Source organism: Mycobacterium tilburgii (genome assembly GCF_902168065.1).
GTDB lineage: Bacteria > Actinomycetota > Actinomycetes > Mycobacteriales > Mycobacteriaceae > Mycobacterium > Mycobacterium tilburgii.
Genome location: NZ_LR655723.1, coordinates 1 through 23,993 on the forward strand (window position 1 = coordinate 1; position 23,993 = coordinate 23,993).

The following is a 23,993-nucleotide window of genomic DNA, read 5'->3' on the forward strand; positions in this document are numbered from 1 at the left end:
GCAGCACGACCGCTGCGCCAGCTTCGGTCACGCGGCGGGTGCCTGCACCACCATGGCCTGGTTGAACAGCTCGATGGGACCATCCACGTTCTGCAGCCAACGCGCGATCGGGGTGGCCGCCACGGGCCCTGTGCCCTCGTCGACGACGTCGCTGCCGGTGGTGGCGAGGGGGACAACGCGGGCCAACCGTGCGACGGTCTGCTCGACGAAAATGTCACGCGGACGGCACAATACGCCGGCTGCGCGGGCCCGGGACACCACCTGCATCGACAAGATGCTGTCCCTACCGAGGTCGAAGAAGGACTCGGGGTGCGCCCTTGGCCACGTACATGGTCGTTTCGGTGGGGCCGTAGACGTTGAGCATCACCCGCCCCGGCGCCCACCCGTCCACGACGCCGGTTGGGCGCGGCTCCTCGCCGATCAGCAGCGCAGCCGGGCCCACCGCCTCGGACGACAGCGCCGCCACCGACGACGGGGTCTGGGTCAGCAGGGTGACACCCTCGCCGCCGATCAACGCCTGGAAGTCGTTGGGTGAGGCGGTCACCGCCTCGGGCACCACCACCAGGCGCCCGCCGTGCAGCAGCGCCCCCCAGATCTCCCACGCGGAGAAGTCGAACGCATAGGAGTGGCACTGGCTCCACACCTGCACCGGGGGCAGGCCCGTGGTCAGCGAATCGAACAGCTGGGTGATGTTGTGCTGGGTGACGGCCACACCTTTGGGTGCTCCGGTGGTGCCCGAGGTGTAGATGATGTGGGCGATGTCGTTCGGGGAGGGGCGGCGGCGCGGTGTCGGGCTGACTGGCAAGGCGAGGATCGTCGGTAGTGATGACACGCAGGCTAGCGCATCCGTCAAAGAGATCGACCAGGTCCGCAGTGGTCACGGCGGCCAACCGGCGCCGCGTCGGTGAGTGTGAAGTCAATGCGCGCCCGGGGGCGCGTCGGGTCTATCGGCAGGTACGCCGCCCCGGTTTTCAGGACCGCCAGGATCGCGGTGACCCCTTTGAGGGAACACGGAAACATCAGCGCGACAACGCCTTCCCGGTCCGGTACCACGTTCGTCAAGCAGGTTCGCCAGCCGGTTGGCGTTCGCGTCGAGTTGGCGGTACGTCAGCGGGCGCCGGTCACCGTGACCGCGTCGGGCGTGCGTGCGACCTGCGCGGCGAACAGGTCCGGCACCGACGCGCGAGCCGGGTGCCGGTCCAGCACTTCCCGATTGCCCCAACGATCCAACACGGCGTGCTCATCGGCGTCCACCGACACGACGTAGGACAGGTCGCGCCCCGGGTCGGCCGTCATCGCGGTCAATATCTGCTGTAACCGGACCGCCAATTCCGAGAGGTCGAATTCCGAATACGGTTGCCCGGAGCCCGCGGTGGTGCGGAACTGTTCGTCGCCAACGCCGACGCAGAACAAGCCGAAATGACCGATCGGCCCGAAACTGGTGTAGGTGGCGGTAGCCGGAATACCGCCCAACTCCAGGGTGAGCCAAGACGGGATGGAGTTGACGATCACCCGGTTCGCGCCCTGCCCGCTCTCCCGGATTCCGCCGTAGTCGCCGAGCGTGTGTACTGGAAATCGATTATGGTGCAACGCTCGGGTCTGCCGATCGACGTGCCGGCAGAAATCGGCGACAGCGTCGCCGGTGCGGCCTGCAACACGAGCGGCACCATCCCGGGCAACGACTTGGTTTCCGGGTGCACGCGCCTGCTGACCGGAAAGTCGAGGACGACCTCCGAACCGCCGGCACAGCCGCGCACCAGCAGGCGCATGCGGCCGTGAGCACCGAGGATCGCCGGACACCCAGCGCTTTGGACAGGCCTTGATCCGGCCGACCACCGACGGATCCAGCTGAACCGGTGGGGACGGCTGCGACGCATCCGGCCGGGCCGGTCCGTGCGGGTAGTCGGGGCCGGCGCCGACAGCAGGTGACTGCTCCAATAGGCCTGATCGGCTAGATAATCCGCCGACGCCTCGTACTCCAGTTCGCTGCGAACCAGGTCTCGGAGCGACCCGAAAAACGGTGGCGATAGCGGCGAATCGGAAACCCGATGTGAATTACCGACAACGCTACCGCGTACCGTCCCGCCGCCACCCAAGGAGGTGGTCCCGGAAAGTCAGCTCAGCGGGCCTGACCCTGGGTGGCCAGGAAGCCCGCGACGCCACGGACCATCGCGTCGGCGTATTTCTGCCGACCCCCCGGCGACTCCATCAGCCCCGAGTCGACCGGGTTCTTCATGTTGCCGCACTCGACCAGGATCGCGGGGTATTGCGCGAGGTTAAGGCCGGTCAAGTCGGAGCGTCCGTACAACCCGTTTTGGCCGATGTAGGTGGCCGGCGGGATGCCGGAGGCCTGCATCTGGTCGCGCATGATGCGCGCGTACTGCACCGACGGTCCCGCCTGCACCTGGTTGAGCGGCGGGGCCGAATAGTTGACGTGGAATCCCCGGCCGTACGGTGGACCGCCGTCGGCGTGGATGCTCAAGATCGCGTTGGGCCGCAACGAATTGGCCACGTTGGCCCGCTCATCGATGCACGGCCCCAACGCGTTGTCGTTGCCCCGCGACAGCGCGGTCCGAACCCCCAGGGCGTTTAGCGCCGCGCGTACCCGCAGCGCGGTGTCCCAGGTGAAGGTGTGTTCCTGGTAGCCGGAGTTGGTCGCGGTTCCGCTGGTCTGGCAATCCTTGGTGCCGCCGCGCCCGGTTGTCACCTGCCGGCTGATGGAGGCGTCGTTGGCGCCGTTGTGGCCGGGGTCGATGAAAACGATCATGCCGGCGATGTTCGACGGGACCCCCCTTGCAGTCGGGGTGGCGGCCGGAGTGACCGCTGTCGACGCGGCAATCACTGCCCCGATGACGAACTTGACTCCGACACGCCTGCTCACTCGTAGCTGCACGGCGCAAAGGTAACCTCGCGCGGTCTACGCTGGGTGTTTCGAATCGCCAGACATCCACAGGCGAAACCAACTCGAGACCAAGATGCGAGAGGATTGTCATGCAACCCGGTGGCGACATGTCGGCGCTGCTCGCCCAGGCGCAGCAAATGCAGCAAAAGCTGATGGAGGCTCAGCATCAACTCGCTAACGCCGAAATTCACGGTCGTGCGGGCGGCGGCCTGGTCGAAGCCATCGTCAAGGGCAGCGGTGAGGTCATCGCGGTCAAGATCGACCCCTCGGTCGTCGACCCCTCAGACGTCGAGACCCTGCAAGATCTGATCGTCGGCGCCATGGCCGACGCCTCCAAGCAGGTCACCAAGCTGGCCCAGGAACAGTTGGGATCGCTGACCGCGGGCCTGGGCGTGCCGCCAAACCCGACGGACCCGTCGGCCCCGCCGATGCAAATGCCGGGGCTCTGACCCGCATCCCGTCATGTTCGAAGGACCCGTCCAGGATTTGATCGACGAGCTAGGCAAGCTGCCGGGCATCGGGCCAAAGAGCGCGCAGCGCATTGCTTTTCACCTGTTGTCGGTCGAACCGTCCGACATCGACCGATTGACCGCCGTGTTGGCCAAGGTTCGCGACGGCGTTCGGTTCTGCGCGGTGTGCGGCAACGTCTCCGACGACGAACGCTGCCGGATCTGCGCCGACCCGCGCCGGGACGGCTCGCAGGTGTGTGTGGTCGAGGAGCCCAAGGACGTCCAGGCCGTCGAGCGCACCCGCGAATTCCGCGGCCGCTACCACGTCCTGGGCGGGGCGCTCGATCCGCTGTCCGGAGTCGGCCCCGACCAGCTGCGGATCCGCGAGCTGCTCAGCCGCATCGGTGAGCAGGTGGACGGGGTCAACATCACCGAGGTGATCATCGCCACCGATCCCAACACCGAGGGCGAGGCGACCGCCACCTACCTGGTCCGGGTGCTGCGCGACATCCCCGGCCTGACTGTGACGCGGATCGCGTCCGGGCTGCCGATGGGCGGCGACTTGGAGTTCGCCGACGAGCTCACGCTGGGACGCGCGCTCACCGGCCGCCGCTCGATGGTCTGACGTTTCACGCCTTGCTCAGCCGGAATTGCCTGGTGAAGGCGCCTCCACACACACACCGACGTCGTCGTCTCACCCTCGCCGGCCAGCGTCACCGCGTCGAAGCTGTAGTGGATGGTCGCCGGGTATCGACGACGCGACGATCACGGCCGCGCCGAGCGCCGCGGCGCTGGCCGCGAACCGTGTGTCGAACCTCGCCGTCGGGATTCGCACGTCAGCGCGCCGCCAGTCGTTCGCGGCGCAGCAGGTCCACCTCGGGCAGCTGCAGCGGCGCCAGCTTGCCCACCACCTTGCCGAGCAGCAGGTCGGCCAGCTCCGGGTTGCGGGCCAGACACGGCCCGTGCATGTAGGTCGCGACGACGCTGCCCTGGATCGCGCCGTCGAAACCGTCACCGAGGCGGTTGCCCGCGCCCTTGACGACCGCCCCCAGCGGCGCGGCCGCGGGGCCCAACACCGTGCCACCGCGGTGGTTTTCAAAGCCGGTCAGCGGCTGGCTCAGCCCGGCCGGCAACGGCGTGCTCACCAACTCGCCGATGGTGCGTGCCTGCTGCGGTGAGGTCGTCGCGTCGAGCATGGCCACGCCGTCGACGCGTTCCCCGGACGACGTCTCGTACCAGTGGCCGAGCACCTGGACGGCGGCACAGATCGCCAGCACGGGTGCGCCGCGCTCTGCGGCGCGCTGCAGGCCGGGGTACCGCAGCAGATGCCGGGTGGCCAGCCGCTGCGCGTAGTCCTCGGCGCCGCCCAGGGTGTAGAGATCCAACGACTCGGGCACCGGGTCGTCCAGCGTGATCTCCACGATGTCGGCGGCGATGCCGCGCAGCCGCAGCCGCTGGCGCAGCACCACGGCGTTGCCGCCGTCGCCGTAGGTGCCCATCACGTCGGGCAGCACCAGCCCGATCCGCATGGTCGACATCGACCTGGAGTCAGCCATGGCGCGCCAGCTTTCGGTGCAGCTGCAGGAAGGCCGTGTAGTTGGCGACGACCTCGACCTGCCCGGGCGGGCAGGACGCGATCGCGGCCAGGGTGTCGTGCACCAGGGTGTGCTCGATGCCCGCGTAGCAGAGGCGTACCGCCAGGTCGGTGCCCCGCTCGCCCGCGGCGACGACGCGGGGTCGGTGCTCGGCGAGATGCTCGAACCGCACGTCCCACAGCCAGGACAAATCCTCGCCGTCGGCCACCTGCCCGTTGACCGAGATGACGACGCCGGCCGCGCGGGTGTCGACCATCGACAGCGCCTCCTGCCATCCGGCCGGGTTCTTGGCGAGCAGAATGCGCGCGTCGTGCACGCCGATGCGCACGGTCCGGTACCGTCCCGCGACCTCGTCCACGGCCGACACCGCCGCGACGGCTTTGGCCGGGTCGGCGCCCAGCGCGACCGCGGCCGCGACGGCCTGCGCGGCGTTACCCCGGTTCACGGCCCCCGGCAGCGCCAGCCGCAGCGGCAACGCCAGCCCGTCGGGGCCGTAAAGGTTGCCGCCTTCGTGCGGGTCGAACCACCAGTGTGGGCTGGGGCGCTTGAAGTCGGCGCCGGTGCTGTACCAGTGACCCCGCTCGCGGACGATCACCTCGCCGCTGCGGGGGCAGCTGACCGAGTCGTTCGTCCAGGCGCCGCCGGCCGCCACCCACACCACGTTCGGGCTGTCGTAGGTCGCCGAGGCCATCAGCACGTCGTCGCAGTTGGCGACGATCACCGCATCCGGATGGCGGGCCAGCCCGGCCCGCAGCGTGCGTTCGATCACGTTGATTTCGCCGACCCGGTCCAGCTGGTCGCGGGACAGGTTGAGCAACACGATGACGCTGGGCTGCACGACGTCGCACACGTGCGGCACGTGCATCTCGTCGACTTCCAGGGCCGCCAGCGCGGCGTCCCGATCCGCGGCCAGCGCCGCGACCAGGCCGGCGTCCATGTTGGCGCCCTCGGCATTGGTGGCGACCGGGCCGAGCGTGCCCAACGCGGCCGCGGTCATTCGGGTGGTCGTCGACTTGCCGTTGGTGCCGGTGACGATGACCGTGCGCCGTCTCGCGCCGAGCTGGCCCAGGATCGACCGGTCCAGCGTCATTGCCACCAGGCCGCCGATCATCGCCCCGGCGCCGCGTCCGGTGACCCGCGACGCCCACCGGGCGCTCGCTCCCGCGGCGAGGGCCAGACGTGCGCGAATGGTGACCACCCGCGCAGTTTAAAGGCGTTGGCGAGGGTGGCGCTTTTGCCGCCCGGACTTAACTGCCGACATCACCGCGCAGCGACGCGGTGATGTCGGCCCGACGTGCGATTCTGTCGTTCATGAGCCCCACAACTCCGGCGATCTGGGGCCGGCCGGCGAGCGATCCGGACGTGGGTTGGGCCGTCATCGACCTCGAGACCTCGGGTTTCCGGCCCGGTCAGGCCCGGACCATCAGCGAATGTGCCCCGGAAGTTCATCCGGCCGCCGCGGCGTTCTTCCAGGCGTGCAAGGAATGCGGACATCCGGTCTCCGATGACCTCAACGGCGCGCAGTCGGAGGGCGTGTGCTGGTATGACCGCGACACCGTCGCTGGGGTACGGCAGTCGGCGGCCGACGCATATCTGTGCCCGGCCCTTTCCAGGCGCAATCTCACGGTGCGCACCGGGGCGTTGGTCACCGGCCTGACGTTGACTCTCCGTCGCTGCACCGGTGTGACGTACCCAGCTTTCGCCGACTGAACGGCATAACGTACGGGCCGAGCGCGAGGTCGTCCTGTGCGCAGGCGCGATCGGATCACCGCGGCTGCTGCAGCTATCCGGGATCGGCCCGGCCGGGCACCTCTGCGGCGGTACGGCATCGGCATGGTCGTCGACCTGCCAGGCGTCGGGGCGAACCTGTGCGACCACCCGTTCGCCGCGCTGGTGTACTCGGCGGCCCAGCCAGTGCTGGCGGGGCGTACAACCACGTCGATGCGCTGGCGGCGCTGCGGGTAATGCCCGGTGCGACGATGCCGGACACGTATCTGCTGTTCGTCGACATTCCGCTGCCGCCGCCGGGAACGTCGGCGCCGGAGCGCGGCTATTCGATCGAGTTCGCTGTGCTACGCCCGCATAGCCGCGGATCGGTGCGTTTGGCGTTCGCGGACCCCACCGCGGCACCGCTGATCGATCTGGGGTTTCTCTCCGACGAACGCGACGTCGCGCTGATGCTCGAGGCGGCCCGCGCCGCCCGCGAGGTGGGGCGTCGGACGCGCTGGCGCCGTGGCGCGCCGCCGAAGCCATCCCGGGCCCGCAGGTGTCCACCGACGACGAACTCATCTCCCACCTACGCCGCGCGGTCGGCACGTACTTCCACCCGGTGGGCACCTGCCGGATCGGCGGCGACCGAACGCAGTGGTCGACACCGAACTGCGCGTGCACGGTGTCGAGGGCCTGCGCGTCGCCGACGCCGCGGTGATGCCGTCCCTGCCCGCCGCGAACCGGAACGCCGCCGTGCTGGCGATCGCGGAGAAGGCCGCCGACCTGATCCGGGATGCGGTGTAGCCGGCCGCTATCCACGCGCGGCCCGGTTGACCGCCGAAACGACGGCCCGCAGCGACGCCGTGGTGATCGACGGGGCAATGCCCACGCCCCACGCAGTGCGACCCGCGACGGGACCTGATGGGCCGCGACCCGCTTCGCCCAGCTCCGCCGCGCTCGCGATCGCGACCGACGCCTCCACGTACGCCGCGGCCTGCGCGTCATCGCCAGCGCTCATCGCGTGCTCGGAGTAGTCGAGCACGGCGACGTCAAACCCGACGCCGCCGAGCGCGTGCACGAACGCGGCCAGCGGCCCATTGCCGGAACCGCTGACCTCGGTCTCCACACCGTTGATCTTGACAATCGCGCTGACGCTGGTCACGCCACCGTCATCCTCGGCCGCCTCGACCCGCTGCTTGATCCGCTCCAGCGGCCACACCGGCTCCAGGTATTCCGTGGCGAACGCGTCCCACATGTCCTTCGGCGACACCTCGCCGCCCTCGCCGTCGGCGATCTTCTGGATCACCTGGGAGAACTCGATCTGCAGCCGCCGCGGCAGCACCAGCCCGTGGTCGGACTTCATGATGTAGGCCACCCCGCCCTTGCCGGACTGGGAGTTGACCCGGATCACCGCCTCGTAGGTGCGGCCGACATCACGCGGGTCAATCGGCAGGTACGGCACCTGCCAGAGCATGTCCTCGACGTCGGTGTCGGCGGCGTCGGCGTCGACCTTCATCTGGTCCAGGCCCTTGTTGATGGCGTCCTGGTGGCTGCCGGAGAACGCGGTGTACACCAGATCGCCGCCGTAGGGGTGGCGTTCGTGCACGGCCAGCTGGTTGCAGTACTCCACCGTGCGGCGGATCTCGTCGATGTTGGAGAAGTCGATCTGCGGATCCACGCCGCGGGAGAAGAGGTTCAGCCCCAGCGTAACCAGACACACATTTCCGGTCCGTTCCCCGTTGCCGAACAGGCAGCCCTCGATCCGGTCAGCACCGGCCGCATATCCTAATTCGGCTGCGGCAACAGCGGTTCCGCGGTCGTTGTGTGGGTGCAGACTCAGGATGACGGATTCCCGGTTGGCCAGGTTGCGGCTCATCCACTCGATCGAGTCGGCGTAGACGTTGGGGGTAGCCATCTCCACCGTGGCAGGCAGGTTGAAGATGATCGGGTTGTTCGGTGTCGGTTGAATGATTTCGCCGACGGCATCGCTAACCTGCTTGGCGTACTCCAGTTCCGTCCCGGTGTAGGACTCCGGCGAGTACTCGAATCGCCATTGCGTGCCAGGGTATTTGGCCGCTTCCTCGACGCATTTGCGGGCGCCTTCGGTCGCGATGGCCTGCACCTCGGCCCGGTCGGCGCGAAAAACCACACGCCGCTGCAGGATTGACGTCGAGTTGTAAAAGTGCACGATCACCTTGTGCGCACCCTGGCACGCCTCGAAGGTGCGCTCGATCAATTCCGGTCGGCACTGGGTCAGCACCTGAATGGTGACGTCTTCGGGAATGGCGTTTTCGGTGATGATTTCGCGAACGAAGTCGTAGTCCGTCTGGCTGGCCGACGGGAATCCGACCTCAATTTCCTTGTAGCCCATGGCGACCAGCAGATCGAACATGCGGCGCTTGCGGGCCAGGCTCATCGGATCGATCAACGCCTGATTGCCGTCGCGCAAATCCACCGCGCACCACAACGGCGCGCTGTCGATGACGCGGTCGGGCCAGGTGCGGTCGGGCAGCGTGATCGGCTCGACTTCGTCGGCGAAGGGCCGGTACCGGTCGATTGGCATCGACGAGCCGCGCTGCGGGTTCCAGGAGGGCTGGCCTGCCCGTGGTGGGCCCGCGGGCTTGGTCAGGGTTCGGGGCGAGGTGTATGCGTCGGTTTCGGAAAAAATGATCACGGTAATTGCTCCGGGGATGTCAGAAGGGACTTCAGACCGGCGCATCGCGAACACTCGCGACGGGAAGCCGGTCTGGATTAGACCCCGTCGCGGCGTCCGAGAAGGAGCACCCGCTGCACGCCCGCAACTCTACCGCGCCCGGCGGCTAGGAGAGAAGCGAGCCAAATCGGCGCCGACCGAGAACTAAAACCGCAGGCCGTGGCCCTCGCTGGCGGGGCATCAAACGAGATGTGGCGCCACGTATTCTGAGGTGAACTTGAACCATGTCTGTGGGCGGGAAGGGCAGGCAGGAAAACAGTGGCGCTGGTTGTACAGAAGTACGGCGGATCCTCGGTGGCCGACGCCGACCGGATCCGCCGCGTCGCGGAACGCATTGTCGAGACCAAAAAGCAGGGCAACGACGTCGTCGTGGTGGTTTCGGCGATGGGCGACACCACCGATGACCTGCTTGATCTTGCGCAGCAGGTGTGCCCGGTGCCGCCGGCGCGCGAGCTGGACATGCTGCTGACCGCCGGGGAACGCGTCTCCAACGCGCTGGTCGCGATGGCCGTCGAATCGCTCGGCGCCCGGGCCCGGTCGTTCACCGGGTCGCAGGCCGGCGTGATCACCACGGGTACGCATGGTAACGCGAAGATCATCGACGTCACGCCGACGCGGCTGCAGTCCGCGCTCGAGCAGGGTGACGTTGTGCTGGTCGCGGGCTTCCAGGGCGTCAGCCAGGACAGCCGTGACGTGACCACCTTGGGCCGCGGCGGCTCGGACACCACCGCGGTGGCGCTGGCCGCCGCGCTGGAAGCCGACGTCTGCGAGATCTACACCGACGTGGACGGCATTTTCAGCGCGGACCCGCGGATCGTGCCCAACGCCCGCAAGCTCGACGCGGTGACCTTCGAGGAAATGCTCGAAATGGCCGCCTGTGGCGCCAAGGTGCTGATGCTGCGCTGCGTGGAGTACGCCCGTCGTTACAACCTTCCGGTGCACGTCCGGTCCTCGTACTCGGACAAGCTAGGCACCGTCGTCGGATCGATCAAGGACATAGACATGGAAAGCCCCCTGCTGACCGGCGTCGCGCACGACCGCAGCGAAGCCAAAGTGACCATCGTCGGCATCCCGGACATCCCGGGGTATGCGGCCAGCGTGTTCCGCGCGGTCGCCGACGCCGACGTGAACATCGACATGGTGTTGCAGAACGTCTCCAAGGTCGAGGACGGCAAGACCGACATCACGTTCACCTGTTCACGTGACAGCGGGCCCACCGCGGTGGCCAAGCTGGACTCGCTGAAGGAGGAGATCGGCTTCACCCAGCTGCTCTATGACGACCACATCGGCAAGGTGTCGCTGATCGGGGCGGGCATGCGCAGCCATCCCGGGGTCACCGCGACGTTCTGTGAGGCGCTGGCCAAGGTGGGCGTCAACATCGAACTGATCTCGACCTCGGAGATCCGGATTTCGGTGCTGTGCCGCGATACCGAATTGAACAGGGCCGTCGTCGCGTTGCATGAGGCGTTCGGGCTCGGCGGCTACGAGCAAGCCACGGTCTATGCGGGGACGGGTCGGTAGATGGTTGCGATCGGAGTAGTGGGCGCCACTGGTCAGGTGGGTCAGGTCATGCGTAACTTGCTCGAAGCGCGCGACTTTCCGGCGGATTCGGTGCGGTTCTTCGCCTCGGCCCGCTCGCAGGGCCGCAAGCTGCCATTCCGGAGGCAGGAGATCGAGGTCGAGGATGCCGCGACGGCCGACCTGAGCGGCCTGGACATCGCGTTATTCTCGGCCGGCAAGACGATGTCGCTGGTGCAGGCTCCGCGGTTCGCGGCGGCCGGGGTGACGGTGATCGACAACTCCTCGGCCTGGCGCAAGGACCCCGACGTGCCGCTGGTGGTGTCGGAGGTCAACTTCGAACGCGACGCACACCGGCGACCCAAGGGCATCATCGCCAACCCCAACTGCACCACCATGGCCGCGATGCCGGTGCTCAAACCGTTGCACGATGAGGCACAGCTGATGCGGCTGGTGGTGTCGAGCTATCAGGCGGTCTCCGGCAGCGGCATCGCCGGTGTCGAGGAGCTGGCCGGCCAGGCGCGCGCCGTCGTCGGCGACGCCGAGCAATTGGTGCACGACGGCCGGGCGGTGGACTTCCCGGCGCCCAAGACCTACGTCGCGCCGATCGCGTTCAACGTGGTGCCGCTGGCTGGTTCGCTGGTGGACGACGGCTCGGGGGAGACCGACGAGGACCAAAAGCTGCGCCACGAGAGCCGCAAAATCCTCGGCATTCCCAATCTGCTGATCAGCGGCACCTGTGTGCGGGTTCCGGTGTTCACCGGGCATTCGTTGTCGATCAATACCGAGTTCGCGCAGCCACTTTCGCCGGAACGCGCGCGTGAACTGCTCGCCGCGGCTCCCGGCGTGAAGGTGGTCGACGTGCCGACCCCCCTGGATGCCGCCGGCATCGACGAGTCCTTGGTCGGCCGCATCCGCCAGGATCTGGGGGTACCGGATGGGCGTGGACTGGCGCTGTTCGTCTCGGGGGACAACCTGCGCAAGGGGGCGGCGCTCAACGCCATTCAGATCGCCGAGCTGCTAGCCGCAGCGCTCTGATCTACCGGTGACCGGCGGTCGAATCGCGCTGCTCATTGTGGTGTGTTTGATTGTCGAACAATCAGTTTGGCGTGTGCACGCCGAACCGCCGGCACCAGCACCCGGACCTATCGTGCGCCCGCTGGCGCCCGGTGAAGTGCTGCGTATCGGGCCGACTGCCGGAACCGGTACTTCCACAAGGGATTACGGTGTAGGTGCGACGGATCTCTGTGAGTTTCTGGAGTTCCCCACCGAACTTCTCCAGGTGTGCGGCGACAGTTTCGCCGGGCAGGGCGTGGGATTCGGCGGCTGGTACTCGCCGATCGCGCTGCACGTCGACACCGCCTCGATCAAAGATCCCGCCGGGGTACGCTACACCGGCGTCACCGGGACCGGCAAGCCGCTTCTGGCCGATCCCACGCCGGCGGGTGATTCGCAGCTGCCGGCCGGCGTGGTGGAGATCAACCGACGCAATTACCTGATGGTGACGACGACGAAGGATCTCGATCCGCAGAGCTCGCGGTTGGTGACCGCCGAACCGGCGCATGCGGGCTGGCGGACCGTTGCGGGATCGAAGCGTGAAGCCTCGTATCAGGGCGGGGCGCAGACGCAGATCAGCGGCTACTACGACCCGATCCCGACGCCCGAGTCGCCGAGCGGATGGGTATACATCGTCACCAACAGCTTCACCCGCAGTCAGCCGGTCATCCTGTATCGTGTTGCACCACAACACTTTACGGACCGCTCTCGGTGGCAGGGCTGGGCGGCCGGACCGGGCGGCGGCTGGAACAAGCCGCCGACGCCGTTGTGGCCGGACATGGTCGGCGAGATGTGCTTTCGCCAGGTCGACGGCAAAAGCGTGTTGTCCTACTTCAACTCCAGCAACGGCAACATGGAGGTCCGGGTCGCCAACGACGCGACTTCGCTGGGCGATGCGCCGGTGACCACCGTCGTGCAGCACGTCGAGTGGCCCGAACCGGCGGAGAGCCTGCCGCCGCCGGAAGACAACCGGCTCGCGCAGCCGTACGGTGGGTACATCTCGCCCGGTTCCACACTCGACGAGCTGCGAATCTTCGTCAGCCAATGGGATACGCGCGCGCGCGTCGCGGCGCCCTACCGGGTGATTCAATTCGCGGTCAACCCCTTCAAGCCCGAGTAGGTCTGGCGGGCAAATCGCCCCTGAGCCTGCCGCCCCAGCCCGTATTTAACCAGCTCAGAACGGGTTTTTGCTCACAGCTGCTACATAAGTAGCGCAACTATTGTTTACCCCCGCATCATGTGTCTCATGAGTGAAACATCTGAAACCCCCACAGCGCGGTCCGCGACCGCAACCGCACCGGTTCCTGCGGATCCGGTGGTGCACCGGCCCGCCAGGGTCTTCCAGGCCGCGGCCTGGGTCGCTATCGTCGCCGGGACCGTGTTCGTCATTGCGGTCATCTTCTGCACCGGCTTCATGCTCGGTAGGTCGACAGGACACCACCCCGGCCACCATCACCACCATAAGCATCACGCGATGTTCCATCCGCACCGCTTCGGCGGCCCCGTCGGCTGGCCCGGTGCCAACCAGCCCGATGCGCCCGCCTCGGTAGCGCCGGGCGCCCCAGGGCCCCGCCAGATTCAGACGTCGGTCGCGCCGTCTCGTACACCGTAGCCACCCCCGTGCGACACACCTCAAACCTTCAGATGGTCACGGGGTAAAATGGAGAACCCCCGGGGGCCACCACAATATTAAACACGCAGTAGCCGGCGTTCCACACAGCGCCGGGCTACTGGCGATTCGCCGATATCGGGCCTCGATCGCGCACCATCGATTTCACAGCAACTTTTGTCACCGGAATCCATTGCGGCAGCGCCATCCAGGGGCAGTATGCAAGACATGAGTGAAACACCGGAACGCGCAACACCGCCGACGCACGTTGACACCGCTCCGCCTCCGACGCCGCGGCGGCGTGGGTGGTTATCGTCGCGGGGATTGTCTTCATCCTGTCGGTGGTCTTCTTCTCTGGCGCCGTGATCTTCGGCTATCAGCACCATCACTGCCGCCATCACGGCGTGATGTTCAGGCCGGGTGGCCCGGGCGCTCCGGGGCCCTGGCAGTACGGCGGAGACCGGGTGGCCCCGGGATGTATCCGGGCGGCCCATACGGGCCCGGCCCCGCAACAGGTCCGTTCGGTCCGGGCGGCCCCGGCGGTCCGATCGCCGGGCCCGGTGGGCCGGGTGGTCCGGCACCGGCGACCAGCGTTCCGACGTCGGCGCCGGGACCGCGTTCGTAGCGTTGAACCTCCAGCCCGGACGGCCCGGCGCCCACCGCGGTGCCGGGCCGTCGTGGTTTACTGGTGGAAGGTCTTGACGCCGGTTCGTATTGGTGCTGTTTGGTACCCGTGGCACTCACTGCCCTCGGAGTGCGGCATCCCCAGCCGACGCGCAGATGACGAGGAGATATGAGATGATGGAGCGCTTCACTACGACCGATGCCGGGATCCCCGCGCCCAGCGACGAGCAGTCGCTGACGGTCGGTCCCGACGGCCCGATTCTGCTGCAGGACCATTACCTGATCGAGCAGATGGCTCAATTCAATCGGGAGCGCATCCCGGAACGGCAGCCACACGCCAAGGGTGGTGGTGCCTTCGGTCAGTTCGAAGTGACCCATGACGTCAGTCAGTTCACCAGGGCCGCGGTGTTTCAGCCCGGCACCAAAACCGAGATGCTGGCCCGGTTTTCGACTGTGGCTGGGGAGCGCGGCAGCCCGGACACATGGCGGGACCCGCGTGGCTTCGCCCTGAAGTTCTATACTTCCGAGGGCAATTTCGACATGGTCGGCAACAACACGCCCGTCTTCTTCATGCGCGATCCGCTGAAGTTCCAGCACTTCATCCGGTCCCAAAAACGGATGCAGGCAACGAATTTGCGTGACCACAACATGCAGTGGGATTTCTGGAGCCTGTCGCCGGAATCCGCACACCAGGTGACGTGGCTGATGGGCGATCGCGGGATTCCCAAGACATGGCGCAACATGAACGGCTACAGCAGCCACACCTACAGTTGGATCAACGCCGCCGGCGAGATCTTCTGGGTGAAGTACCACTTCATCACCGATCAGGGCATCGACTTTTTGACCCAGGAGGATGCCGACCGATTAGCCGGTGAGGACGGTGATTATCACCAGCGCGACTTGTACGACGCCATCGAGCTGGGCGACCATCCCAGCTGGACACTCAAGATGCAGATTATGCCGTACGAGGAGGCGAAGGACTACCGGTTCAACCCGTTCGACCTGACGAAAGTGTGGCCGCACGGCGACTATCCGTTGATCGACGTCGGCAAGATGACGCTGAACCGCAACGTCACCGACTACCACACCGAAATCGAGCAGGCGGCCTTCGAACCGAACAACACCGTGCCCGGCACCGGCCTGAGCCCAGACAAGATGTTGCAGGCGCGGGGCTTCTCCTACTCCGATGCACACCGTGCCCGGCTGGGTGCGAATTATCGGCAAATCCCGGTCAATGAGCCCAAGGTGGAGGTCAACAGTTACTCCAAAGACGGCGCGATGCGCATTAAGAACGTCACCGATCCTGTGTATGCGCCCAACTCCTACAGCGGTCTGCACGCGGACCCGGCGCGGGCGGCCGAGGTTCGCTGGCATGCCGACGGTCAGATGATACGCGCGGCGTACACGCTGCACGCCGAGGACGACGACTGGAGCCAGGCGGGCACCATGGTCCGCGAGGTGCTCGACGACGCAGCGCGGGAACGATTGGCGCACAACATCATTGGACACGTCTCCAAGGGGGTCAAGGAGCCGGTGCTGTCCCGGGTCTTCGAGTACTGGCGCAACGTCGACCCCGATCTCAGCAAGAAGGTGGAAGAAGGCATTCGGGGTCAATAGTTTGCCCGGGTGAGGCGGATGCACGAGACGGCATCACCCTGGCATGATCGAACCTCATGATGCGGATCTCCGCCGTGGCGCTCAGCGCCGGTGTGGCGCTGAGCTCGGCCATCCCCACCGCGTCCGCCCATCCCTCCGATCCCGGTGTCGTGTCCTACGCGGTGCTCGGCAAAGGCTCGGTCGGCAACGTCGTCGGCGGCCCGATGGGCTGGGAGTCGGTTTTCACCGAGCCGTTTCAGGGTTTCTTCGTCGACCAGCCCGACTGCAACAACTGGGCCGACATCGGCCTGCCCGAGGTGTATAACGACCCCGACCTGGCGTCGTTCAACGGGGCCACCACGCAGACGTCGGCCACCGACCAGACCCATCTGGTCAAGCAGGCGGTCGGGGTGTTCGCCACCACCGACGCCGCGAGCCGGGCCTACCAACGGGTAGTCGACCGGACCGTCGGCTGCTCGGGGCAGACCACGGCGATGCATCTGGGCAACGGGCAAACGCAGGTGTGGTCCTTCGCCGGCGCCCCCGCCACCGGGACCGACGCGAACTGGACCAAGCAGGAAGTGGGCACCGATCGACGGTGCTTCACTCAAACCCGGCTGCGCGAAAACGTGGTGTTGCAGGCGAAGGTTTGCCAGTTTGGCAACGCGGGGCCCGCGGTCAACGTGCTGGCCGGTGCCATGCAGAACGCGCTGGCCCAATAGCCGGTGAGGTCGAATGTTGATACCAGCCGTACCGTCGGGACGCGGGTGTGGGGCAGATGGACTCGGCGCGCTGCGGGCCCATCCTCAGCGCCAGCGGCGACGACCCCGGCACCGACTCGTCCCGCTATGCTCAAGGCGCCGGTGATGATGGTGCACAGCCCCGAGGCCGCGGACTTTCGTCGCTCACCCACTATGTGTCCTTCGCCGATTGGGCCGATGGCTCGGCGCAGCTGTGCGGCCGTCGTCCCACCCTCGCCGACCTCGACTACTATACTGACCACGCTGTTCCCGCCGGTGCGCCCCAGGCAATGGCTGGAATTCCGCTACCTCGACAGCACGCCGGACCGGTACTGGCCCGCGATGGCGTTCACGCTGACCACGCTGCTCGACGATCCGGTCGCCGCCGATGCCGCCGCGGCGGTCGTCGAACCCGGTGGCCACGCTGGCCGACGTACCGGGGTGGGCGGTGGTCGAACAAGTCGAAGAACCCAGCGAGATAACCACTTTGACGCCGTTCTACGGCGCCGATGTGCAGGCGGTGCGGGACTGGCTGCTCACCGAACGGCGGAATCCTGAGCACCTTCGCCGGCATCCAGCGCGCGCCGCTGAGCATGACGGCGCCGGTGCTGCGGATTTCCCCGCACGCCTACACTACCGCGGTGGACCTGGAAATCTTCGCCGAAGCGCTGATCGCCGCGACCGCGGTGACCGCGACATGACCGGCACCGGCATGGCCACCTTCGGCGTACCCGGTGACGAGAAGGCATGGAGTGCACTGGGATTCGTGGTCGAGGACTGCGCGATCCGGATCGGGCGGGTTCGCTGTGCCCTGACCGACGAGCGCGGTTGGGGGTTCGACGAAATCTATGCGCGGCCCGACGATCTCGGGGTACCGACGACGGCGGTCCACCCGCCGGTCGCCGCCGCGGAGCACCCCTGCGGTGTCACGCACGTCGACCACGGTGGTCTACACGGTGGCCGAATTGGACGCGGCCATCACCGCGCTGTCCGCCGTGTTCGGCGCTGCGCCGCGCCGGTGCTTTCATCCGCTGGGCCCGCACGGACCCGAAGTGGCGTTCTACCGCGAGGGGGAGGCCTTCATCGAGGTGGTCGCCGCCGGGGCCGACCCGGCGCTGATCGAGCTTACGTTGTGGTCGCCCGACCTGGACGCGACCGTCGCGGCGATCCGGGCCGCCGGCGGACCCATCGGCGATCCCAAACCCGCGGTGCAGGGCGTTCGCATCGCAAGCGTATGGCAGGGCCACCTCGACTAGGCCTGGCAATCATGGGTCCGTGACCTGACTCAGCAGGGCCAGGTGTGTACCGGCTCGTTGGCGTGCATGTGATCGCAGTACCGGCGCAGCATCTCGGCGAGCGCGGCACGTCGAGTCATGCCGCCTTCCTCCAGCTCCTGCACGGTCGCGACCTGCCAAATGGCGCCGTTGCGGCCGGCCTTGGTGCGGCCCTCGATGACGCCGAGGAACCGGTCGCGCACGTCGGCGTCGACACCCCAGCGCCGCAATCCTTCGTGGGCGATCGGCAGCACCGTGTGCAGCACCAAGTCGGTGGCGGCCACCTCGCCCAGGTCGGGCCAATGTAGCCGGGCGTCGATTCCACGGCGCGCCGCTTCGAGGAAATTGCCATGTGCTGCAGTGAAACTCATCTTCGCCCAGAGCGGATTCTCCTCTTCGGACAGGATGCGCAGGGTGCCGTAGTAGAACGCGGAGTTGGCCAGCATGTCGACTACGGTGGGGCCGGTCGGCAGCACCCCGATTCTCCAGCCGCAGGTGCGGGCGCCCAACCCCTTCTACCTCAAACACGTCGTACACGGGCCGGTTCCAGCGGTACACGGTGTCGTTGTGCAGACGCAGTTCGGCCAGCTGCGGGATGCGCCCGGCGGTCAGCTCGGCGACCGGGTCCTCGTCGGACAGTTCGGCAGCAGCGAGGGGAAGTAGCGGATGTTCTCCTTGACAGATCCAAATCGAAGTGATCCAGCGTTCGACGAACCACACCCAGGGTCGCACGCCCTGGACTTTGAGTTCCTCGGGCCGGGTGTCGGTGAACTGGGAGAACACATCGATGCGCGTTTCCGACCAGAGTTGGTGGCCGAAGAAGTACGGGGAGTTGGCTCCCACCGCCAGCTGCGGACCGGCCATCACCTGCGTCGCATTCCAGTTGGGGACGAAATCGTCTGGCGCCACCTGCAAGTGCAATTGCGTACTGGTGAAGCGGATTCGGGGCAATGATCGCGGTGTCCCAGTTCAGCGGCTCCGACCCGGAGCGTCTACTCGCTCATCCACCGTCGCGGGACAAATGCTCGGGCATCAGGGTTGGGAAGAATGCCGATCATCACGATGCGGGTGCCGTCGGGATCCGGCCCGGATCTGTACCTCGTTGAGGCTGGCACGCACCTCGGCTTCCAGGTCCAGGCCGGTATGCCCGGGCAGTGGCCGCGGCGGCACGTTGAATTCGATGTTGTAAGCGGTTGTAAGCGCCCAATTCTCGCTGATAGGCCGGATCCGCGATCGCGTCCAGTACGTGCCGGTTCGACATGGCGGGCTGATAGTCGCCGTCGACGAGATTGCATTCGATTTCCATGCCGGTGAGCGGCTGGTCGGAGTCGAAACGCGCCTGAGTGAGCATTGCCTCGAAGACGTCCAGACAAAGCTGCACCTTGCGCCGGTACTCTCGCCGATGTGCACGGTCATACGTGGTGTGCTTGACCTCATCGCCTTCAACAAGGTTACCCGCGGTAACGCAAGAGCGGCGCGCCCGGGCACCCGGACCGGGCCGATTAGGTGCGGTTCTGGTGGCTCGGTAGACCATCATGGATGATGGTGTGTCAGAGTTCACGACGAAGGAGAGCAGATGGCCGAGTTCGTCGCCGCGATCGACCAGGGCACCACCAGCACGCGGTGCATGATTTTCGACCACGGCGGCGCCGAAGTGGCTCGCCACCAACTCGAGCACGAGCAGGTGCTGCCCCGGGCTGGCTGGGTCGAGCACAATCCGATCGAGATCTGGGAACGCACCGCCTCGGTGCTGATGTCGGTGCTGAATACTTCGAAACTGTCGGCGAAAGACATAGCCGCACTGGGTATTACGAATCAGCGCGAGACGACGCTGGTCTGGGACAAACGCACCGGGCGACCGTACTACAACGCCGTCGTCTGGCAGGACACCCGAACCGACCGGATCGCGTCGGAGCTGCAGCGCGACGGCTGTGGCGACGTGATCCGGCGGAAGGCGGGCCTGCCCCCGGCCACCTATTTCTCCGGCGGCAAGCTGCAATGGATTCTGGAGAACGTCGACGGGGTGCGTGCGGCGGCCGAACGCGGTGACGCGTTGTTCGGCACCGCCGATACCTGGGTGTTGTGGAATCTGACCGGCGGCCCACGGGGCGGGGTGCACGTCACCGACGTGACCAACGCCAGCCGCACCATGCTGATGGATCTGGAGACGCTGGATTGGGACGACGAGCTGCTGTCTTTCTTTTCCATTCCGCGCGCGATGCTGCCCGCGATCGCGGCCTCCTCGCCCAAGCAGCCCTACGGCGTGACGATCGACGATGGGCCGCTCGGCGCCGAGGTGCCGATAACCGGGATGCTGGGTGACCAGCACGCCGCGATGGTGGGACAGGTGTGCCTGTCGGCGGGGGAGGCGAAAAACACCTACGGCACCGGCAATTTCCTGCTGCTCAACACCGGCGAGACGATCGTGCGCTCCGACAACGGGCTACTGACCACGGTGTGCTATCAGTTCGGCGACGCCAAACCCGTCTACGCGCTGGAGGGGTCGATCGCGGTGACGGGCTCGGCGGTGCAGTGGCTGCGTGACCAGTTGGGCGTTATCAGCGGTGCCGCACAGAGCGAATCGCTGGCACGCGAGGTCCCTGACAACGGCGGGGTGTATTTCGTGCCCGCGTTTTCCGGGTTGTTCGCCCCGTATTGGCGGTCGGACGCGCGCGGCGCGATCGTCGGGCTGTCGCGCTACAACACCAATGCCCATCTGGCCCGCGCGACGCTGGAGGCGATCTGCTACCAGAGCCGCGATGTGGTGGACGCTATGGAATCGGATTCCGGTGTGCGACTTAAGGTTTTGAAGGTCGACGGCGGTATCACTCAAAATGAGTTGTGCATGCAGATTCAGGCCGATGTGATGGGGGTCGACGTGGTGCGGCCGGTGGTCGCCGAGACCACCGCGCTGGGCGCCGCCTACGCGGCCGGCCTGGCGGTGGGGTTCTGGGCCGACCCGTCCGACCTGCGGGCCGATTGGCAGGAGGACAAACGGTGGACGCCGGCGTGGGATGACGACCAGCGCGCCAACGGATATGCGGGTTGGCGCAAAGCGGTGCTGCGCACCTTGGACTGGGTCGACATGTCCTACCCGGGTGTCCGCCGGCGCTGAGCCGGCGGACACCCGGGGTGCGCGTGGTCAATCCTCGTCGAGAATACCGTAGATTTCGCGCCGCGCGGTGTTCAGGATCTCGATGATGCGCTGCTGCTGCTCGGCGTAGCGGTGTGCGCGAAATGCGCCACCGCGCCGAACAGCTGACCGACGGCCGAGCGCAGACTCATCTGACCTGGATCGGCGCCTTCGGCGATCTCGTTCCATGGCGGGGTCGCGATCTTCTCGGCCGCCGTGCGCCCGTCTGCGGTCAGCTCGAAAAGCTTCTTGCTGCCGTCGGTTTCGCTCGCGGTAACCAGTCCTTCGTCATCGAGCAGTTGCAGCGTCGGGTATACCGACCCGGAACTGGGCTTCCAGAGCCCGTTGCTGCGTTCGGCGATCTGTTGGATCATCTCGTAGCCGTGCATGGGCCGCTCGGCCAAGCAGTATCAGGATCGCGGCGAGGACGTCACCGCGACGCCCGCGACCGCCGCCGCGGCGAAATTCGCCGCGGCGTCCGCCGGGGCCGAATTCGAAACCCGGGCCGAACCCCGGTGCGAAGCCGGGGCCTAACTTGCCGAAGCCGGGACCGAACCCACCCAGACCGCCGTCGCCGGCGTGCTCGCGCAGGGTTGTCGAAGAATTCCCGTCGGGCCTGCCGCCGGGCGCGTCGGCCCGCCCGGCCGGGGGGAGCCCCCAGCCCGATACCCGGGCCGTGCCTGGGGCCGAAACCGAATCCTTGGTGGCCGGTGAATGGCTGGTCAGGGGGAGTGAAGGAGTTGTTCATACATAAAGAACTCCGACGTGAGGTTCACCCCCACACCGGAGGGACGGCGCAGCGTCCGCAGCGCGGCAGTGACCAAGACCGGCCCGTCTGGTTGTGGGTCAACTGGGGCTGGCGTTCTCCACGGTGCCCGACGCCGCGCTGGTCATCCTTATTCGCGCTCGGGGCGGTGATGTAGCACCGATGGGTACATCGGCCGCACGTGCCCGCGGCGGGATCGATTTCGGGGTTTTACGGGGCGCTGCTGGTCGCCTTCGTCGTCATTCTGGTGTCGTTTTTCACCGCCAAGCACCGCGGCGGGATTGCGGTGCCGCTGGTTGGCTGGGCGCTGCTGATCGCCGACGTCGCGCTGATGGTGGTGACGGTCGCCCTCTAGCGCGTGCTCAGGACGGCGGTGAGAAGCCGCCGGGCTGCTGTCCGGACGGCGGCGTGGCCTGCGGCGCCGGCATCGGTTGGGGCTGCGGTGCGGCGGGTGCGGGGTACTGGGGTTCGCCCACCCACGGCGCGGGCGGCGGCATCGCCGGGCGCAGTCGCGCCAACTCGCGGCGGTGTCGTTCGGCCAGGACCGCAGCCAGAACCAGCTCCGGCGGCGCGCCGGGTGGGGGCGGCGGCGCGATCCGCGACACCACGTCGCCGGCGATAAGGTAAGACATTTGCAGCCGCAGCTGGCGATCGAGTTGTGGTGCACGCGAGAGAAATTGGCGTGCCACCTCGGCCTGACCGGCGTCGAGGTTGGACAGTTGCAGTGAGGCTGCCCACCAGGCCAGCGACGGGGGCATCGGGGGCGGGGGCGCGACGCGCGGGCCGTGCTCGCTGACGACGACGGTGCCGGCGAAGATGTCACCGATCCGTTTGGCTTTGGGCGACAATATGCTTGAGATCACCGCGGGGCCGCCGGCGAGCATCCAGATCTCCACCAGCGCTGCCAGGGCGCGAAAAAGGGCCTGCCGGAAGCGTTCTGGGCCCCCGTCGTCGGATACAACACGCAGGCCCATGATGATCTTGCCCACCGACCGACCGCGGGTGGCGGTTTCGAAAATCATCGGGTACACGACCAGCACCATCACGGTGAAGATGATCAGGATGGCGGCGCTGAGTGCGCCGTCGAATTGCGTCAGCGTGACGGCCCACAGCATCAGCCCGACGATACAGAGCAGGAAGATCACGGCGATGTCGAGCAGCGCGCTCAGTGCGCGTACCGGTAACTGGGCAATCTGCACATCGAGCACCACCGCGTCCCCGGTCACCACCTCCGACATAACTCCGAACGGTACCCGTTGCACGGGTCGGTCCGGCTGGACTCAGCTATCCCGAAAATGCGATTAGGCTGCGCAAGGTGGACGTCGACGCATTCGTGCTGACCCATCGCGGCACCTGGGACCGGCTCGACCAGTTGGTCAAGAAGCGCAGGTCGCTGACGGGAGCCGAAGTCGACGAGCTCGTCGAGCTGTACCAGCGAGTGTCCACGCATCTGTCGATGCTGCGGTCGGTGTCCACGGATTCACTGACGATCGGCCGGTTATCGAGCCTGATCGCCCGGGCCCGCTCGGCGGTGACGGCTGCGCACGCGCCGGTGACCAGCGCATTTGCGCGGTTCTGGACGGTGTCTTTCCCGGTGGTCGCCTACCGCAGCTGGCGATGGTGGATGGGTACCGCGGCGGCGTTCTTCGCGGTCGCGGCAATCATCGCGGTGTGGGTGGCCACCAATCCCGAGGTGCAGTCGGCAGTCGGAACCCCCAGCGACATCGACCAATTGGTCAACCACGATTTCGCGTCCTACTACAGCGAACACCCGTCCGCGGCGTTCGCGCTACAAGTCTGGGTGAACAACTCCTGGGTATCGGCACAGTGCATCGCGTTTGCGGTGCTGCTGGGCCTGCCGATCCCGATCGTGCTGTTTCAAAATGCCGCCAACGTGGGGCTGATCGCCGGCTTGATGTTTCACGCAGGCAAGGGCGCCATCCTGTTGGGTCTGTTGATTCCGCATGGGTTGCTGGAGCTCACCGCGGTCTTCCTGGCCGGGGCGGCGGGGATGCGGCTGGGGTGGTCGGTGATCGCGCCCGGCGACCGGTCCCGCTGGCAGGTGCTGGCCGAACAGGGCCGGGCCGTGGTGTCGGTCGCGGTGGGACTGGTCGGTGTGCTGTTGGTCTCGGGTCTGAGCGAGGCGCTGGTGACGCCGTCACCGCTGCCGATGTCTGTCCGCCTCGGGATCGGGGTGGTCGCCGAGGCGACGTTCTTGTCCTATGTCATCTATTTCGGGCGCCGGGCCGTCAAAGCCGGCGAAACCGGTGACATCGACGACGCCCCCGACGTCGTGCCGACGAGCTGA

At 67.0% G+C, this 23,993-nt stretch carries 20 protein-coding genes and 8 pseudogenes; 19 read left to right on the top strand and 9 right to left on the bottom strand.

Annotation, left to right across the window (positions count from 1 at the left end):
* Window positions 1-33 precede the first annotated feature (33 nt).
* The 3 genes and pseudogenes from FQ389_RS22565 to FQ389_RS13145 form a co-directional block, all read right to left on the bottom strand.
* Window positions 34-803: pseudogene (locus tag FQ389_RS22565) on the bottom strand (AMP-binding protein); the annotation flags it as partial.
* Window positions 804-1,107: 304 nt separating this feature from the next.
* Window positions 1,108-1,590: a hypothetical protein gene (locus tag FQ389_RS22570; RefSeq protein WP_407662881.1), complete on the bottom strand. Its 483-nt coding sequence runs from the start codon at window positions 1,588-1,590 to the stop codon at window positions 1,108-1,110.
* Window positions 1,591-2,119: 529 nt separating this feature from the next.
* Window positions 2,120-2,893, bottom strand: coding sequence for an Rv3717 family N-acetylmuramoyl-L-alanine amidase (locus tag FQ389_RS13145; protein WP_144208317.1), 774 nt, complete (start codon window positions 2,891-2,893; stop codon window positions 2,120-2,122).
* Window positions 2,894-2,991: 98 nt separating this feature from the next.
* On the opposite strand from FQ389_RS13145, the gene FQ389_RS13150 reads away from it, so the two are divergent.
* Window positions 2,992-3,351 carry a YbaB/EbfC family nucleoid-associated protein gene (locus FQ389_RS13150; protein WP_144208320.1) on the top strand — a complete coding sequence of 120 codons (360 nt, stop codon included), beginning with the start codon at window positions 2,992-2,994 and terminating at the stop codon, window positions 3,349-3,351.
* Between the two features lie 13 nt (window positions 3,352-3,364).
* Window positions 3,365-3,976, top strand: coding sequence for a recombination mediator RecR (gene recR, locus FQ389_RS13155; protein WP_144208323.1), 612 nt, complete (start codon window positions 3,365-3,367; stop codon window positions 3,974-3,976).
* 211 nt (window positions 3,977-4,187) lie between these two features.
* Here the strand turns inward: recR and FQ389_RS13160 are convergent, their stop codons facing one another.
* Window positions 4,188-4,880 carry a type 1 glutamine amidotransferase gene (locus FQ389_RS13160; protein WP_407662884.1) on the bottom strand — a complete coding sequence of 231 codons (693 nt, stop codon included), beginning with the start codon at window positions 4,878-4,880 and terminating at the stop codon, window positions 4,188-4,190.
* A 19-nt stretch (window positions 4,881-4,899) separates the two neighbouring features.
* Window positions 4,900-6,144, bottom strand: a complete 1,245-nt coding sequence (locus FQ389_RS13165) for a Mur ligase family protein (protein WP_144208329.1) — start codon at window positions 6,142-6,144, stop codon at window positions 4,900-4,902.
* Between the two features lie 113 nt (window positions 6,145-6,257).
* Here FQ389_RS13165 and FQ389_RS13170 point away from each other — a divergent pair, with 113 nt between their 5' ends.
* The 4 genes and pseudogenes from FQ389_RS13170 (at window position 6,258) to FQ389_RS20270 (ending at window position 7,460) form a co-directional block, all read left to right on the top strand.
* The gene (locus tag FQ389_RS13170; protein WP_186296419.1) at window positions 6,258-6,656 is read left to right on the top strand and encodes a GMC family oxidoreductase N-terminal domain-containing protein; all 399 of its coding nucleotides are present in this window, start codon (window positions 6,258-6,260) and stop codon (window positions 6,654-6,656) included.
* Between the two features lie 34 nt (window positions 6,657-6,690).
* Window positions 6,691-7,032: a hypothetical protein gene (locus FQ389_RS13175; RefSeq protein ID WP_260860754.1), complete on the top strand. Its 342-nt coding sequence runs from the start codon at window positions 6,691-6,693 to the stop codon at window positions 7,030-7,032.
* Window positions 6,926-7,156: pseudogene (locus FQ389_RS22575) on the top strand (GMC oxidoreductase); the annotation flags it as partial. The gene FQ389_RS13175 and the pseudogene FQ389_RS22575, both read left to right, overlap by 107 nt.
* 56 nt (window positions 7,157-7,212) lie before the next feature.
* A pseudogene (locus tag FQ389_RS20270) lies at window positions 7,213-7,460 on the top strand (GMC oxidoreductase).
* Window positions 7,461-7,467: 7 nt separating this feature from the next.
* Here FQ389_RS20270 and leuA read toward each other — a convergent pair.
* A complete protein-coding gene (leuA, locus tag FQ389_RS13190) occupies window positions 7,468-9,375 on the bottom strand; it encodes a 2-isopropylmalate synthase (protein WP_144208339.1) in 1,908 nt (635 codons plus the stop codon).
* A gap of 252 nt (window positions 9,376-9,627) precedes the next feature.
* On the opposite strand from leuA, the gene FQ389_RS13195 reads away from it, so the two are divergent.
* The 10 genes and pseudogenes from FQ389_RS13195 to FQ389_RS13235 all read left to right on the top strand — a co-directional run bounded on the left by FQ389_RS13195 (window position 9,628) and on the right by FQ389_RS13235 (window position 17,768).
* Complete coding sequence (locus FQ389_RS13195) at window positions 9,628-10,890, top strand: aspartate kinase (RefSeq protein WP_144208342.1); 1,263 nt, start codon at window positions 9,628-9,630, stop codon at window positions 10,888-10,890.
* Window positions 10,891-11,925, top strand: a complete 1,035-nt coding sequence (locus FQ389_RS13200; RefSeq protein ID WP_144208345.1) for an aspartate-semialdehyde dehydrogenase — start codon at window positions 10,891-10,893, stop codon at window positions 11,923-11,925.
* Between the two features lie 22 nt (window positions 11,926-11,947).
* On the top strand, window positions 11,948-13,063 hold the full coding sequence (locus FQ389_RS13205) for a DUF4185 domain-containing protein (RefSeq protein WP_186296421.1): 1,116 nt from the start codon (window positions 11,948-11,950) through the stop codon (window positions 13,061-13,063).
* A 126-nt stretch (window positions 13,064-13,189) separates the two neighbouring features.
* A complete protein-coding gene (locus FQ389_RS13210; RefSeq protein WP_407662882.1) occupies window positions 13,190-13,555 on the top strand; it encodes a hypothetical protein in 366 nt (121 codons plus the stop codon).
* 225 nt (window positions 13,556-13,780) lie between these two features.
* Window positions 13,781-14,177: pseudogene (locus FQ389_RS21330) on the top strand (hypothetical protein).
* Between the two features lie 173 nt (window positions 14,178-14,350).
* On the top strand, window positions 14,351-15,793 hold the full coding sequence (locus FQ389_RS13220) for a catalase (RefSeq protein ID WP_144208354.1): 1,443 nt from the start codon (window positions 14,351-14,353) through the stop codon (window positions 15,791-15,793).
* 56 nt (window positions 15,794-15,849) lie between these two features.
* The gene (locus tag FQ389_RS13225; RefSeq protein ID WP_407662883.1) at window positions 15,850-16,494 is read left to right on the top strand and encodes a sensor domain-containing protein; all 645 of its coding nucleotides are present in this window, start codon (window positions 15,850-15,852) and stop codon (window positions 16,492-16,494) included.
* Between the two features lie 50 nt (window positions 16,495-16,544).
* Window positions 16,545-16,926: pseudogene (locus tag FQ389_RS13230) on the top strand (glutamate-cysteine ligase family protein); the annotation flags it as partial.
* 10 nt (window positions 16,927-16,936) lie between these two features.
* Window positions 16,937-17,213 (top strand): annotated as a pseudogene (locus FQ389_RS20275) (ergothioneine biosynthesis PLP-dependent enzyme EgtE); the annotation flags it as partial.
* Window positions 17,214-17,435: 222 nt separating this feature from the next.
* Entirely contained in the window at window positions 17,436-17,768 is a 333-nt protein-coding gene (locus FQ389_RS13235) for a VOC family protein (RefSeq protein ID WP_144208357.1), read from the top strand.
* A gap of 29 nt (window positions 17,769-17,797) precedes the next feature.
* On the opposite strand, the pseudogene FQ389_RS13240 reads toward FQ389_RS13235, so the two are convergent.
* Window positions 17,798-19,227: pseudogene (locus FQ389_RS13240) on the bottom strand (glutamate--cysteine ligase); the annotation flags it as partial.
* Between the two features lie 135 nt (window positions 19,228-19,362).
* Between FQ389_RS13240 and glpK the strand changes: the two are divergent.
* Window positions 19,363-20,901, top strand: coding sequence for a glycerol kinase GlpK (gene glpK, locus FQ389_RS13245; RefSeq protein WP_144208360.1), 1,539 nt, complete (start codon window positions 19,363-19,365; stop codon window positions 20,899-20,901).
* 27 nt (window positions 20,902-20,928) lie between these two features.
* Here glpK and FQ389_RS13250 read toward each other — a convergent pair.
* Window positions 20,929-21,667, bottom strand: a pseudogene (locus tag FQ389_RS13250) (PadR family transcriptional regulator).
* A gap of 199 nt (window positions 21,668-21,866) precedes the next feature.
* On the opposite strand from FQ389_RS13250, the gene FQ389_RS13255 reads away from it, so the two are divergent.
* The gene (locus tag FQ389_RS13255) at window positions 21,867-22,040 is read left to right on the top strand and encodes a hypothetical protein (RefSeq protein ID WP_260860749.1); all 174 of its coding nucleotides are present in this window, start codon (window positions 21,867-21,869) and stop codon (window positions 22,038-22,040) included.
* A gap of 7 nt (window positions 22,041-22,047) precedes the next feature.
* Here the strand turns inward: FQ389_RS13255 and FQ389_RS13260 are convergent, their stop codons facing one another.
* Window positions 22,048-22,923, bottom strand: a complete 876-nt coding sequence (locus tag FQ389_RS13260; RefSeq protein ID WP_144208363.1) for an RDD family protein — start codon at window positions 22,921-22,923, stop codon at window positions 22,048-22,050.
* A gap of 77 nt (window positions 22,924-23,000) precedes the next feature.
* Here FQ389_RS13260 and FQ389_RS13265 point away from each other — a divergent pair, with 77 nt between their 5' ends.
* Window positions 23,001-23,993: a stage II sporulation protein M gene (locus tag FQ389_RS13265; protein ID WP_144208366.1), complete on the top strand. Its 993-nt coding sequence runs from the start codon at window positions 23,001-23,003 to the stop codon at window positions 23,991-23,993.